The sequence below is a fragment of the Saccharopolyspora rectivirgula DSM 43747 genome, from assembly GCF_000497205.1.
Lineage (GTDB): Bacteria > Actinomycetota > Actinomycetes > Mycobacteriales > Pseudonocardiaceae > Saccharopolyspora > Saccharopolyspora rectivirgula.
Window position 1 is genome coordinate 1 of record NZ_AYJW01000087.1, and the last position, 13,306, is coordinate 13,306.

Here is a 13,306-nt window from a genome sequence, read left to right on the forward strand (position 1 = left end):
TCAAGCGAGGCGGAACCACGCTGGCCCAGGTCCAGGAAGAGCTTCGAGCAGGGCAGAGACCTTCATCTTGCCCAGCACCTCGTCTTTTTCGGCGTCTTCCAGGACCTGGGCCAGCGTGGTTCCGCCTCGCTTGAGGCGCTCCTTGAGCTCAGCTCGGGCACGACGAGCGGCAGCCGCCTTTTCCAGCGCTGCTGCCCGCTGCTCCTCGGTCAGCTGGGGAAGGGCCACCATGTCCTCCGTGATGTGGGATTTCTCTTGATCGGTGCGGTGACGGTACCGACTCCGCCCAACTGGGATCAAAGGGGGTCCCGGTTTTTGTGAGCGGAATTCACCCGTTACCGCCTCCAGGCCCGGCCGATCCTCCCGTACACGGCATGCACGGGGGCGTAGGGGCCGCTGCCAGTCCTACCAACAAAGCCGCTGAAGTGCACTAACCTCGTTCAAACTTATTCGAATGTGTCCGATTTCCGGGCGAAAATCGGCCGGTTTTAACCGCCCTCACACACCCCCGAGTCACTGAATCGATTCAAAAGTGATCAACAACTCCTTTCACCAGGTCACGGCGCAGAAACCCCGAAACGGGCGAAACTTTCCGTTCGCCGGAAGCGCTGCTGACCGGCGCGATCGGCCCACCCCTGAGGTGCCCACCGTCGAGCGCGGCCACCGGGACGCCCCAAGAGGGCGCCACTTCCACCCGCGACACGAGCCGCTCCCGACCCAACCGACGACGAGCGCGGCCACCGATCGACGTCCCCAGCGCTCCTCCCGGAGACCGCAGCGCGCTCCCGCACCCCGAGGCCCGACGACCAATTGCGCCCCTGGTGGAAGTCCCCCGAGGTGACCGCGAGCACCCCGACTCCGCCACCCGGAGCCCTGCTCCCCCGCCGGACGCGCTTCCCGAGGTCCACGACCGGCTCCTCCTCCGAGCGGAAGCGCTGCGGGAGTCAGCGCGTTCACCGGGGCGAAGCACCGCCCCGAGGGATCCGGACCGCTGAACGCGGCACGCGCAGCAGTCGCCTTCTCCGCGGACCACCAGCGCAGCGCCAGCTCCCGACAGTCCACTGAGGACTTCGTTCGCCGGCAGCGCCGACCGTCACCCGGGTGCCGGTGCCAACGACCCGGCCGGTCCTTCCGGTGAATCGGGGTAAACCACGCCCCGGTGCGGTGGAGCGGAGGTGCCGCGGAACTCCGGGAGCACCACCGGAAAGCAGCCACCCGGACCGGGAGCACGAGCCGCGAGGAGCACCGGGGCCCGCGACGATTTGGCCCGTTTCTTTCGCATGTTGTCCTTCGAGCCACTCGTGGCGCGAGAGCCTGCTGCGCACGCTTGGCGCATGAGCCGAAGTCTGCGCACAGCTGCGCCACCCCCTCGCGTGCACCGGGCGTGGTGGGCGTTGGTCGCCGCCGCGAGCGCGATCATCGCCGCGGGTGCTTTCACCACGATGTCGGGGCTGCTGGTCACCCCTCTGCACGACGAACACGGCTGGTCGCACGGCACGATCGGCGTCGCCGTGTCGACGAACATGGTGCTCTACGGGGTGACCGCCCCGTTCGCGGCCGCGCTGATGGACCGCTTCGGCATCCGCTCGGTCGTCATCGGCGCGCTCACCCTGGTGGCCCTCGGCGCGGTGCTGACCACCGTCACGACCCAGGCGTGGCAGCTGACGCTGTACTGGGGTCTGCTGGTCGGTCTCGGCACCGGAGCGATGGCGATGACCTTCGCCGCCACCGTTGCCGGGCGCTGGTTCGTCACCCACCGCGGACTGGCCACCGGGATCCTGACCGCGGCCAGCGTGTTCGGGCAGTTCGCGCTCCTACCCGTGCTGTCCTGGGTCGTCGCGGCCTACCAGTGGCGGGCCGCACTGGTCACGGTCGCCCTCATCGCCGCGTGCGTGGTTCCGCTGGTGTGGCTGCTGCTGCGCGACCACCCCGCCGACGCCGGCACCACCCCCTACGGGGCCACCGAGTTCGTCCGCAAACCACCGCCCACGCCGGGCGCGGCGAAGCGCACCGCGCGGGTGCTGCTGCGCTCGGTCCGAACCGGACCGTTCTGGCTGCTGGCCGGCATGTTCGCCATCTGCGGCGCGTCGACCAACGGCATCATGTGGAGCCACTTCGTGCCCGCCGCCCACCACCACGGCATGCCGATCACCGTCGCATCCTCGCTGCTGTCCCTGGTGGGGGTGTTCAACGTGGTCGGCACGGTCAGCTCGGGATGGCTCACCGACCGGGTCGATCCGCGCTGGCTGCTGGTCGGCTGCTTCGCCTCGCGGGCGGTGGCGCTGATGTGCCTGCCGCTGCTGTTCGCAGCGGCGGTGCGACCGTCGATGGTGGTGTTCGTCGTCGTCTTCGGCGTGCTCGACGTGGCCACCGTGCCCCCGGTCATCGCGCTGGCGCACCGCTGCTACGGAGCCGACGGGGCCATCGTCTTCGGTTGGGTCAACGCCGTCCACCAGCTCGGCGCCGGGCTCATGGCGTTCCTCGGCGGTCTCATCCGCGACCTGACCGGCTCCTACGACCCGATGTGGCTCGCCGCCGGCGGACTGTGCCTGCTGGCCGCTCTGCTCGCCCCGTTCGCCCGCAGCAGCGGGGAGCGCACCCCCACCACTGCACCCGGCTCGCAGCTCGCCTCCGGCTGATCACCTGGGCTCTCGCAACCCGTCCGTTCCCCGGGAAGGAGAATCACCGTGCCCACGACCGGATTCGTGCTCCTCGGCCTGATCACCGTGCTGGCGCTGGCCCTGGACATCACCCTGCTCCTGCTGTGGTGGCGCGATCACGCGTCACCTCGGGAACCGCGTCGTGCCAGGACAAAACAACCGAACAGCCGATGACCTCGAGGCCTTCTCGGCGCACACTTGATCACCGGTTGCCGCTGGAACGCGGCCCGATCAGGTGCAGCGCGACAGAGGTGGGGCACAGGTGGCCAAGAGAGCGCGCAATTCCGCCGGTCAGCTCGTCAACGCCAGTGATGCCGACCCCGACGAGCACTACACCTGCTACGTCTGCCAGCGGCCGGTCCTGTACCGGGCGGGCAAGACCCGGCAGTACTTCCAGCACCGTCCCGGTGAAGGCGGGGACGCCTGCGTTCCCCCGGAACCCGGGACCAGCCCCGGTCAGAACGCCAGCGAGCCCCCGCAGGAGAAGGCCTGGATCAGTCGGGTGAAGACCTGGCTCCGCCGGTTCCACCGGTGACAGGGGCGTTGCCCGGCGAACAGCCGGCTGAAAGCGCTGTCGGAGTTGCGTCACACCCGCGTTCTTCTCCACAGCGGACTGCCAAGCACGTGCCGCACCCGCACAGCCCACCACCTCCAGAACGGGAGAACGCGTGCCGGGCGTCTCCCGCGGCCACGCCGAGGTCAGGAGGGGCTGATCATCGCGCCGGGGCGAGCGAACTCCCGGCGGGCACGACGGATTCCGCTGCCACTTTGCCGTCCATCCGGATCAGCAGGGTCGATCCGTCCTGGAAGGCGATCTGCCCGAACCAGACGGGTTCGACGTCGCGCCCCATCGGCAGTGCGCCGAAGCGGTGGATCACCGAGCTGGGCGCTTCCCACAGCGTCAGCAGGGACTCCTCTTCGGACCGCACCAGGGCCTGCGCACCTTTGGCGATCGACTTGGCGCGCGACAACCAGCCGCCGGACTCCTGTTCGGCCGCCGGTTCGGGTTCCTGCGCCGCGGACGCCGCCATCACCACCGCGATGCGGTGGTTCGACAGCACCAGCCACGCATCGGCCCCGCCCGCGGCGAGCCCGTCCGCGCACCCGACCGCCGCGGCGGCCGGGTTCGGCGCGTGCACCCACGCCCAGATCGACGGGTCGTGCACCCACTCGTCGCCGTGGTAGCGCCCGGTGGCGACCGTCTCGGTCGGCAACGACCACTCCGGGACGCGAGCGCTCCGCAGCGGGATGCGTCCGCCGTGCTCGTGCGGGGCGCCGCGGCGGCCACCGATGTCGAAGGCCACGTGCCCCCACCTCGGCCCGATCCGCATCAGCAGGGCCTCGCCTTGCCGGCACCACGTCCGCGCCGCGAGCTTCTCCAGCTTCAACGGGTCCTTCAGCACCACACCCCCCTTACTGGCGCCCGAACGCCATCGCTTCGAGACGGGCGGCGTTCTCCTCCGCCGCCGAGATCACGTCGAGGCCGGAGGAAACTCCCCGCGGGTGGTGACCGGCGCGACCGGGATCGGCTCGTTCGGCGGGTACGCGGCGAGCTTCTTGTCCTGCAGCACGTCCACCACGTCGCGGGAGAAGTCCCTGACCCCGGCGCCGAACTTGCGGGCCTTCTCCAGAACGACCCCGAAGCCCCCTCCCCCGCCGCGGGCTCGGGCACTTCCGCCAGCAGGGCGAGCCGGTGCGAGGTCAACACCCAGGTGAAGCGCACATCGATGTCCTCGGTGCTCGGGCGGAGTCGCATGACCTGCGACTGCGGCCCCGGGCCGAAGCAGACGACCTTCGGCGGTGGGAGGCGGCTGTCGTGGTCGGCGGACGAGTTCACAGGTCCTCCACCGCGGTGATGGCGCGCCCGATTCCCATCGACTCGGGGCCGCCTTCCCACGACAGCCCGGTGACGTCGAAACGGATGCCGGACGGCGTGCACGGCACTGCGAAGCGGATCACCTCGTCCGGCCCGCACCACCCGTGCCGTGCTGCCAGCACCCCACCGACTCGTTCGCTCACCACACCACTCCCCGCCGACCGTCGCCGCTGTCTTCCCTGCAGATAGGTCTGCGCCGTGGACGCTCCTGGTCCGGCGGCCAGGGGGACTCGCCCCCTGGCCGCCGGACCAGGGATCACCGCAGGTTCAGGCGAATCGTATCGGCGAGCTGGCCGGTTTCGGGGTGTTCCGCGCTGAGTGCTGGGGCCTTCGGCGAACCAGAAGCGCAAGAAGCGCACCGGTCTTCCGCTTCGCCCCATGACCGCCGGCGTGATCTCGCAGATCGCGCTCTCGGAGCTTCAACCGCGCACATACCGGGTTGGCCGGTTTTTCGCCTCCTCGGGAGGCCGTGCTCCGCACCGCGGACTTCGCAGCGCCGAGCAGCGAGAACCCCTTGTCGTCCGAGGGTGTTTCCGATACCGGTTCCGACTGTTCGGACTCCAGGTGAGCCGTCTCCACCAGTACACCGATCCGGTGGCTCGTCATCGCCAAGAAGTTCGCGTTCCCAGCCGAGCTGAGGTTGTCGGCGAACCGGATCGCGAGGTCGTTGGGCGTGGCGGCCTGCGCGTATCCCCAGAGTCCGGGATCGTGCACGAACTCGTCTCCCACGAAGGCGCCGTCCCGCAACGCTTTCAGCGGTGTCGTGCTGCGCCGGTGCTTCTCCGCCAACCGCACGCCAGGCGCGGTACGCGGTGCGGCACCCGAGTCACACCCTGGACCGTCGAGGCGGCGCAGCCCTGCCGTTCCTCGTTGCCGAACCCGTGCACGACCTGCTCGGCCTCGTCCGCCCAGTGCTTGACCAGGAGGTTGGTCATCGACGACGTGCTTCGTCCCACTCCATGCCCCGTCACGCCCGGCCGCAGCTCATGTCCACCAGCCGCAACCCGTCGCTCTCCTCGTTGAACTGTTCGAGCTCCAACTCGTTGAACTGTTCGAGCTCCAACGCGGAACCGCCGGTGAACCGGATCTTCAGGTAGTGGCAGGTGCTGCTCTTGTGCTTCCGACCGAGCTTGCGGCCAGTCGCTTCGAACCCCGCGACGATCGACCGCGGCCACTCCTGCAACGATGGCACGTCCGGCAAAGCGGGCTCGTCTTCCACGGTTTCCTCGGCCGTTCCTGACCGTTGCTCCTGTCCCCAGCGGTTCAGCACCCATGCGATGAGCGTGGGAGAGCAGCGACTCGGATTCACTTGCCGAGGTCTCCGGGGCCGACACCTCGACGAGAGCCGAGCGACGATCGGTCAGCGCCCACACTGCGCGGCCGCTGTGCTGGCGGTAGACGTCCACCAACGACGCCGACTGGCAGTCGGGCGGCACACCGGTCACCACGCCCGTCGGGGGTTCTCTGCAGTTCGGCTCGCTGCCACCGGTCGCCGCATCGAGCATTTCCAGAGCAGCGCCCCGAGGCCGCCGGCCAACCGCGCTGCGAAGCCCTTCTTCGGCGCCCCAGTGGCGTCCCGCCCGGACACCTCGAAGAGGTACCTGCCCTCCGCGTCGACAACCCAGCAGAGAAACTCCCCTGGTTGTGCCCAGGACCGCCGCAACGCGATCACTTCGATCACGAGAAACCCTTCTCCTGAGCGGCTCTCCGCTCGTCCTCGGTCATACCGGTGGTTCGGTCCTGCACCTCACCGCAGACGTGCTCGGCCCATTGCTTGATCGCCGCACCGGCCACGGTGGAGGTGCCCCGCGTCGAAAATCGCCTCAGACAGCGTCATCTGATCGCCAAGGGTGTTGCTGAGGAAGCGCGGCTCCCCGTAGCACCGCCTCGCGTTGGCGACTTCGCGCTGCAGAAACTTCCAGAGTTGCTCTGCCACCAGTGTCCTTACCTGGTTAGAGGCCGTGCAGGTTCAGTCTGAGATCCAGTGCGGAGCCGTCGACGAAATCCAAATGCTCGAACCACTCCGGCAAGGTGCTCCTCCCGCGCTCGACGAACTCCCGATTGCGCACCTGGTCGTGAGAGCACTCCCACAGCACCGCCACCCGCTTCCCCGTCTTCGCCAGCCCTTCGGACAGCTCCGCCACCGCGTCGAAGGCGGACCGGGCCTTGCCCAGCAGGCCCCCTACCCCGCGTTTCCGTTCGGCAGCAGCTGACTCCGACTCGCTCTCGGCCTTGGCCTTGGCGACCACGGAGCTGTCCACGACGACCGCGGAACGACGATCGGTCGCGACGTACCACGCCTCCGGGCCAGCAGCAGCGATGTGATCGGCGCAGCGCACAGCCAATTGATCCGGGCTCGCCGCGTAGACCCACCCCCGCATCGCCGGGTCGTGGATCCACTCGTCCCCGTGGAACTTCCCTTCCCGCACAGGTCGACTGGGCGGAGCCAGCGAAGAATGATCGACGTCCAGCTCAGGGACCGGCCCCAACGGCTGGTGCGGCACGGCGAAACGCCCGCCGATGGTGGCACCGAGATGACCTACGACGTCCTTTTCACCGAGCACACAGCGCAACTCCTCGCCCTCGGCCACCCACTCGGCCTGCAGAGCGGTCCGCATTTGCTTTTTCGACTTCACCACGCCCCCTCACTCCTGCCCGTAGGTCATCGCGAGCATCCGGTCGAAGAACCTCTTCTCGGTGTGCTTCTGGTGGGAGATGAAGAACGCGGATTCGTCAGTGAGCACGACCTTGAACCAATGCCGCTTCCATCCCTTCACCTTCTGCTCCACGACCTCGACCGATGCGATGGCGTCCCGCGGAACCTCAGCGCACACCAAGGGCACGGGCAATTCGAGTTCCTGGTTCGCGGGCTGCTGCTCCTCCCGGTCCCACACCGAACCGAGGGTCTTCTTCAACCCGCCCAACAAGCCGGACGAACCGGAATCTTCACTTCCGCCCCGAGGGGTGAAGTCGAGCAATCCCAACCGGTGCGACGTCAACACCCAGAACAGTGTTCGACCACGGTGCTTGGTGGAATTTCCCCCGTTGGCCTGCCACTCCGCCAAGTACGACACCGCAAGGCAGTCCCGCCCCTTGCCGGACACCACAGCCCAGGGCACGTCCTGGTCGTGTGCCGTATTGCCCGTCTCATCTTGACTGAGGAGGGCCTCCAAGAAGAGAGCTGCCGCACCGCTCGCTGCTTCCACCGCAGTTCGAGAGAACTTGCGCGGCTTACCAAATTCGTCCAAACCGGGCACGGCGTACAGGACGAACTGCCCTGCTTTATGGGGCATGGGGTGACACCAGAGGATCTTCTCCTCGGGTGCGCACCACGAAGCACGGGCCGCCAAGACCTCGATCACTGGAAACCACGCTCCTGAGCAGCGTCACGTTGTTCACTCGAGAGATCACCCTGGAACCAGCCCTTGCCGGTGTCGTAGATCTGGTGCGCGCTCTGCTCGATGGCCGCATCCATAGCGACATCGGTCCCAGCTGCGAACGCGGCTTCACCAATGGTGGTCTTCCCACCCAGAGCTCCGTGCAGAACAGTACCGGTGACTCCACTGGCAAGCCCCTGGACACCCTTCATGTCCTTTTTCAGGTTTTCCCTGTCCGCAGTGAGCGCCTTGTCGACATCATCGTTACCTAGCCTCCGCGCTTCCGCGATGCGGTCATCCAGGTTCTTGGCGGCCTTCTGGTACGCGTCCGTCTCTGTGATGTCGCTCTTGAGGAACTTGCCTCCCTTGGACGTCAGGTCCTCCGAATTGGCTTGCGTCACGATCTTGAATGCAGAGTTCTGCCTGTCCAGCCGTCGACCGGCCATCTGCTGGACGTGCTTGAACTTCTCTTCAAACAACCTGCCGCCACGCAAGTCCTCCATCTTGTTGATGACTTTCCTGAGCGGCCCCATCTCGCGCAGCTTTTGCAGGAGCCGCTCCACTTTCTGGAAGAGCTGGAAGAGCTTGCCCTGGAGCTGCGCGATACGCGCACCGATGCGGGCACCGGTAGTACCGACCTGGACGGCCGTACCGGCGCTGGCGGTGGCCACCGAAGCCCCAGCGGTGACCCAGGAAGCAGCAAGCGCGGCCAACCACTGGACGATCAGGCCGATGACGAGTTCGGTGATCGTTTGGATGAGGAACTCGACGAACATGTCGATGAGGTCGGCCCACGTGTCGAGCGTGCTCTTGAGATCGCGGATGTCGGCGGCGAGTGCCTTGACACCTTCGGCGAACTCCGACATCTGGGTGCGAAATGCGTCACCGTCCTTGCCGACCCAGGAGTCCGCTGTTGCTTGCGCGCGCTTCTGCTCCTGCTCCGCAACGTTGTCCAGCCACGTGGCGACGTTGTCCCAACCTTTGCCGGTGGCGCGCATCTGCTCCGGGTCACCGATCACGTACTCGCCCAGTTCGATCAGCGGGCTGAGCACGATCGACACCAGGAAGCCGAGCCCGTTCTCCATGAAGGCCTGACCTGGGCTGGCGAGCGAAGTCAGCAGTTCGGCGCGCAACGAGAACACCGCCACGCCCAGATCTGGCGATGGCACGTTGTCCGCCAACTCGCCGCCCTGCGCGACGTCCTGCACTTTGTCCCTGGTTTCGACCAGCGCGTCCTGGTAGTCCTTGTACGCGTCCCACAACGACGAACCGCGCGTAGCAGCTTGTTGGAACCAGTCCTTCTCGCCGCCATTGCCCTGGTTGAGGGTCTCGAAATCGCCCGGTCCCTGAGGTTCCGTCATCCGGCCAGCTCCTTGGCGAGGGTCTCGAACGTCTCCGCGATCTGCTTGTCGCTGTCCGCGTGGTCCTTCTCCGCATCACGCAAGGACTGGGCAGTGCGCTGCAAGAACGCCTGCGCCTTCTTGGCCAGGTCCTGGCACTCCTCCAAACTGCTGTAGTAGCCGTTCAGCATCCCGATCACCTGGCCGACCGGCCCGAAGCACTGGTCGTCGACCCGAGCTTGGTGCAGCAGATCGGCGAGTTGAGCGAACTTGTCCGCCAAGCTCTCGCAGCCCTGACTGTGACCGGACAGGGTTTCCGGCGTCACCCTCAAATCAGTCATGGCTCTCTCCCTCAGTGCAAGAACGACCCGCCCGAGAAGTCCTCATCGTCGTCATCGTCGAAGTCGGCGGTCCGCTGCGGCGGTCGCCGCTTGGCCGCTGGGCCAGTCGACGCGCCCTGGGATGACGGTGCGGTCGCCTCCGGCGCCTCGTCTCCCGTCGGCGGTTTGAGGGTCGGAGCTTGGGCGTTGAACGCCTGTTGGAACTGCTCGTACTGGTCGCCGAGGATCGGTGCCACGGCGTTGTTCATCTGTTCCGCCGCGGTGGCGGTCGCTTCGCGGATCGTCGCCATGATCTGCTGCTGCAGGGCGCTGGCGGACTGGCGCACCGCGTTCGGCGCCAGCTTGAGGTCCATCACCGCACCGGAAGCAGCCACCGTCACCGTGACCGAGCGGTCCGGGCTGGTCGCGGTCCCCTGCAAGTTCTGCACCGCGGACTGCAACTCGGACGCCTTCTGCGCCTGCTCTTCGAAGCGGCGCAGCATTTCCTGGATTCGCTCTGAAGCTGCGCTCACCGATTACCCCCTGGACTCGGAAGTGCCTCGCCGAGGCTAGTCGGCCACCGACGACCGATCTAGATCTTGTGACGTTCGTTTAGATCTTGTGACGTTCGTTCGTCGACCTTGCCACATTCGTTCGCATTAGCAAACAGCTGGGCTTACCCCCTCCCGGTGTCGAACCACACTCGCCTCGTGAGCTGCACGACGACCACGAGGACCATCAGACCGGAAGCGCCCAGCAGCCCGCTCATGACGTACGTCTCTGTCTCGTCGTAGCGCTCCGGGAGCAGAACCGTGGTGGGGCCGGTGCAGCGAATTTCCGCCCGACCGGAGAACCACGCCGGTTCCGGCCGGGGAAGCCGAGAACTGCGCCTGCTGCTGGACGACGACGAGGCAGCCACGAGCTCCCTCGCCTCACCGTTCTCCGGTACCACCTGGCACGTCGTGTACTCGCCTATCGGCCCACCCAGGCCGAACGGTTGGCCCCGCTCCAGCTCCACCTGCACGACCGGGTCTGCCGCGACCTCGCCCTTGCCGAAGAGCCGGGACCAGAACAGGATCTCGCTGGCGATCACGTAATAGCCGAGGGTGATCACCCAGAGCAGCACGAGCGCGACGATCCACCGGAGCACGCGCGGCGGCTTCTTCTGCTTCGCGGCGTCATTCGCAGCGGAGACCATGCGACCACTCCTATCAAGCACTGCGGCTCCGAGTCCGGGAGATGCCGACACCCATGGGACCACCGGCCCGGGCATGCGATGCGGCGGTTCCGCGCGCCATCACGACCTGGGCAAGCAATGGCTCAACGGTGCGAAGCCAATGCCTCCACGACCCGCTTCGCGTGCCAGCTCCCGATGTTCGGCGGCCAGTTGCTGAGAACGATCCACGACCCGTCGGCGAACTCCAGCTGGAAACGCCCCCGCGCCAGGAACCGGGGACGGTGCCGCGCCGCGGCGACGACCTGCCGGGGCGCCGCCCACTGGATTCGCATTCCAGCGCTGGTTCGGTAGTCCATCACCAGCAATCGCCGATCGGTGACCGCGACGAGGGCGTCCGCGCACCTCGCCACCGCCTGTTGCACATCCCTCGCAGCAGAGCTACCGGGGCCCTCACAGGTGCGCCCACCGAGGATTTTCTCGACATCGACATCGATCGAAGGTCCCGCACCGAACAATCCCAACGGCGCCAACAAGATTCGAGCGAACTTGTTGTGAGACCCGTTCGCGGCACCAACGACCCGCTGGACCTTCTCGCGCTTCGCGTCCACATCCGGCTCAGCTCCCGACGGGCCACCGGTCACACCGTACGCCACCGCCGCCGGGGAGAGCGCCAGCAACTCCTCCCCTCGCTCCAGCGCACGCCGGGCCTCATCGCCATACGCCCTGAGCGCTTTCAAAAGAGGCATGATCAGCGATTTGGATCCTGGTTGTGGAGGGCATCGTCGGATTGACTGTACTCGTAGGTGTCCTTACCCATCTGGATCACACCGCTAACTGCACCGCCCGGTACGGGTTCACCGAGGATCCGCCCAAGTGGCATTCGGACTGGTGCGGTGTACACGGATTTGCCCACTCGAGCTGCCAACCCCTCGGCGCTGAAAGCACTGGTGCTCTTCTTGAGCTGCCGCAGCTCCTGAAAGCCCTTCTTGTACGCTTCAATCCCCTTCTTGAGCCTCATCAGCAGCTCGCGGAGTTTCTCGAGCAGCTTTGCCAGCTTCTCCATGACCTTGACGACCTTTGCGAACGCCCTGCTAGCTGTGATCGCTGCCTTCGCCGCGCCCGCTGCCAACGACGCGCCCGCGCTGATCACGGCAAGCGAGAGACTCACCAACAGGTCCGTTACGAGCATCATCACCAGGTCGAGGAGGATGTCCAAGATCAAGTTCGCTGCTTCGGCACAACCCTTCGCCGCCTCGACGAGCAGGTTCGAAGTGTCCTCGAGGTTCTTGGCAACGTCTTCCAGGTTTTTGCCGACCGCGTCGAGCTTCCGCCCGAAAGCGTCGGACGCCTCCCCCTTCCACTGCTCTCGCGTCTTCGCGACCTCCGACTTCTGCTCCCTCGCCACATCGCGGACCTGCGACGCAGCATCGCGCCATGCCTCCGCTGCCCGAGTCAGGTCGTCCGGGTCACCGGCGACCATCTCGATCGCCTCGATGAACGGGTTGAGCAGCGGCCGAACGATCAACTGGATCTCGCCCGGCACACCGTTGAGAAAGCTCTCGAGCTGATTGTTGACCTCGATCTTGGTCACCGGGGGCATCAGGCACCTCCGAGCTGCTGGGCGATCTTGCCGAATTCTTGAGCCATCTGCTCATCGATCTGCTGGTAGTGGTTGGCGCAATCGACGACGATGTCGCCGAGTGTCCGCATCGCTTCAGCGCACTCCCGCAAGCTCTCCACGCATGCGTTGACGCGTTCCTCGTACCCGGAGAACATCTCGCCGCTCCCCGGCATGACACCGAAGCTCTCACGTCCGACGCGGGTTTCCTCGAGCTTCTGCACGACTCCGTCGAAGCCCTCACCGTGAACATCGGCAGCTTTGTCGTACTGGGTCAACGCCTGGAGGTTGACCTCGATGCTCTGACCGCTCATCCACGCCTCCCCGTTGGGCACACCAATCACTGCAAGAACGGACCCTCTGAGAAGTCCTCGTCCTCGTCCTCGTCGTCGACGCTCCGCTCAGATCGGCGCTGGGATGTCGCTGGACCGGCAACGCCTGTCGCCCGATCGTCAACAGGGGACTTGATCATCGAAGCCTGGGCGTTGAACGCCTGTTGGAACTGGTCGAGCTGGCCGCCGAGGATCGGCGCCACCGCTTCGTTCATCTACTGGGCCGCATTCGCCGTTGCCTCGCGAATCGCCGTCAGGATCTGCTGCTGCAGCGCATCGGCCGACTGGCGGACCGCATTCGGCGCCAGCTGCAGGTCGAGCACCGCGCCGGACGGTCCCACCGTCACCGTCACCGATCGATCGGGACTGCTCGCCGTCCCCTGCATGTTCTGCATCGCCGATTGCAGGTCAGAAGCTTTCTGCGCCTGCTCCTCGAGACGACGCATCATCTCTTGGATGCGTTCAGAGACAGTGCTCACTTCTCCCCCTAGCGGTCACGTCTACTCCCAGCGAGGCTAAGAGCGTGTCTCGTTTGGATCTTGATCGGTGTTCAGGGCAAGATCATCGTCTGTGGTTGATGCGTTGTCACAGCGGTTGGTTCCCGAC

Annotated in this window: 18 protein-coding genes and 1 pseudogene; 3 read left to right on the plus strand and 16 right to left on the minus strand. The window is 66.4% G+C overall.

Features of this window, described 5'->3' with window-relative positions; translation table 11 throughout:
• Positions 1–24: 24 nt before the first annotated feature.
• Positions 25–228, minus strand: a pseudogene (mihF, locus tag SREC43747_RS19955) (integration host factor, actinobacterial type); the annotation flags it as partial.
• A gap of 1,106 nt (positions 229–1,334) precedes the next feature.
• Here mihF and SREC43747_RS0117620 point away from each other — a divergent pair.
• The 3 genes from SREC43747_RS0117620 (at position 1,335) to SREC43747_RS0117630 (ending at position 3,195) form a co-directional block, all read left to right on the plus strand.
• Complete coding sequence (locus SREC43747_RS0117620) at positions 1,335–2,639, plus strand: MFS transporter (protein ID WP_081722670.1); 1,305 nt, start codon at positions 1,335–1,337, stop codon at positions 2,637–2,639.
• A gap of 48 nt (positions 2,640–2,687) precedes the next feature.
• Complete coding sequence (locus SREC43747_RS21410; protein WP_160173013.1) at positions 2,688–2,834, plus strand: hypothetical protein; 147 nt, start codon at positions 2,688–2,690, stop codon at positions 2,832–2,834.
• A gap of 88 nt (positions 2,835–2,922) precedes the next feature.
• Entirely contained in the window at positions 2,923–3,195 is a 273-nt protein-coding gene (locus SREC43747_RS0117630; RefSeq protein WP_029722667.1) for a hypothetical protein, read from the plus strand.
• A 178-nt stretch (positions 3,196–3,373) separates the two neighbouring features.
• Here the strand turns inward: SREC43747_RS0117630 and SREC43747_RS0117635 are convergent, their stop codons facing one another.
• The 15 genes from SREC43747_RS0117635 to SREC43747_RS20360 form a co-directional block, all read right to left on the minus strand.
• Positions 3,374–4,063: a hypothetical protein gene (locus tag SREC43747_RS0117635; protein WP_152528462.1), complete on the minus strand. Its 690-nt coding sequence runs from the start codon at positions 4,061–4,063 to the stop codon at positions 3,374–3,376.
• Between the two features lie 430 nt (positions 4,064–4,493).
• Positions 4,494–4,679, minus strand: coding sequence for a hypothetical protein (locus SREC43747_RS0117645; RefSeq protein ID WP_037332479.1), 186 nt, complete (start codon positions 4,677–4,679; stop codon positions 4,494–4,496).
• A 609-nt stretch (positions 4,680–5,288) separates the two neighbouring features.
• A complete protein-coding gene (locus tag SREC43747_RS0117655; protein WP_029722673.1) occupies positions 5,289–5,471 on the minus strand; it encodes a hypothetical protein in 183 nt (60 codons plus the stop codon).
• A 32-nt stretch (positions 5,472–5,503) separates the two neighbouring features.
• The gene (locus SREC43747_RS0117660; RefSeq protein WP_029722674.1) at positions 5,504–5,755 is read right to left on the minus strand and encodes a hypothetical protein; all 252 of its coding nucleotides are present in this window, start codon (positions 5,753–5,755) and stop codon (positions 5,504–5,506) included.
• 733 nt (positions 5,756–6,488) lie between these two features.
• Complete coding sequence (locus SREC43747_RS20345) at positions 6,489–7,175, minus strand: hypothetical protein (protein ID WP_152528463.1); 687 nt, start codon at positions 7,173–7,175, stop codon at positions 6,489–6,491.
• A gap of 6 nt (positions 7,176–7,181) precedes the next feature.
• On the minus strand, positions 7,182–7,655 hold the full coding sequence (locus SREC43747_RS0117680) for a hypothetical protein (RefSeq protein ID WP_152528464.1): 474 nt from the start codon (positions 7,653–7,655) through the stop codon (positions 7,182–7,184).
• A gap of 239 nt (positions 7,656–7,894) precedes the next feature.
• Positions 7,895–9,274, minus strand: a complete 1,380-nt coding sequence (locus SREC43747_RS19960; protein WP_037332480.1) for a WXG100 family type VII secretion target — start codon at positions 9,272–9,274, stop codon at positions 7,895–7,897.
• The gene (locus tag SREC43747_RS0117690) at positions 9,271–9,594 is read right to left on the minus strand and encodes a hypothetical protein (protein ID WP_236623259.1); all 324 of its coding nucleotides are present in this window, start codon (positions 9,592–9,594) and stop codon (positions 9,271–9,273) included. Before SREC43747_RS0117690 ends, SREC43747_RS19960 begins: the two co-directional genes overlap by 4 nt.
• 11 nt (positions 9,595–9,605) lie before the next feature.
• Positions 9,606–10,106 (minus strand): YbaB/EbfC family nucleoid-associated protein, encoded by a 501-nt coding sequence (locus SREC43747_RS20350; RefSeq protein ID WP_152528465.1) that lies wholly within the window; start codon positions 10,104–10,106, stop codon positions 9,606–9,608.
• Between the two features lie 143 nt (positions 10,107–10,249).
• A complete protein-coding gene (locus SREC43747_RS0117700) occupies positions 10,250–10,771 on the minus strand; it encodes a hypothetical protein (RefSeq protein WP_029722682.1) in 522 nt (173 codons plus the stop codon).
• 122 nt (positions 10,772–10,893) lie between these two features.
• Positions 10,894–11,496, minus strand: a complete 603-nt coding sequence (locus SREC43747_RS0117705) for a hypothetical protein (RefSeq protein ID WP_029722683.1) — start codon at positions 11,494–11,496, stop codon at positions 10,894–10,896.
• A 2-nt stretch (positions 11,497–11,498) separates the two neighbouring features.
• On the minus strand, positions 11,499–12,341 hold the full coding sequence (locus tag SREC43747_RS0117710) for a WXG100 family type VII secretion target (RefSeq protein ID WP_160173014.1): 843 nt from the start codon (positions 12,339–12,341) through the stop codon (positions 11,499–11,501).
• An 8-nt stretch (positions 12,342–12,349) separates the two neighbouring features.
• Positions 12,350–12,682, minus strand: a complete 333-nt coding sequence (locus SREC43747_RS0117715) for a DUF2563 family protein (RefSeq protein ID WP_037332484.1) — start codon at positions 12,680–12,682, stop codon at positions 12,350–12,352.
• A gap of 26 nt (positions 12,683–12,708) precedes the next feature.
• Positions 12,709–12,915 carry a hypothetical protein gene (locus SREC43747_RS20355; RefSeq protein ID WP_051388133.1) on the minus strand — a complete coding sequence of 69 codons (207 nt, stop codon included), beginning with the start codon at positions 12,913–12,915 and terminating at the stop codon, positions 12,709–12,711.
• Positions 12,916–13,179, minus strand: coding sequence for a YbaB/EbfC family nucleoid-associated protein (locus tag SREC43747_RS20360; protein ID WP_051388134.1), 264 nt, complete (start codon positions 13,177–13,179; stop codon positions 12,916–12,918).
• Between the last annotated feature and the right edge of the window lie 127 nt (positions 13,180–13,306).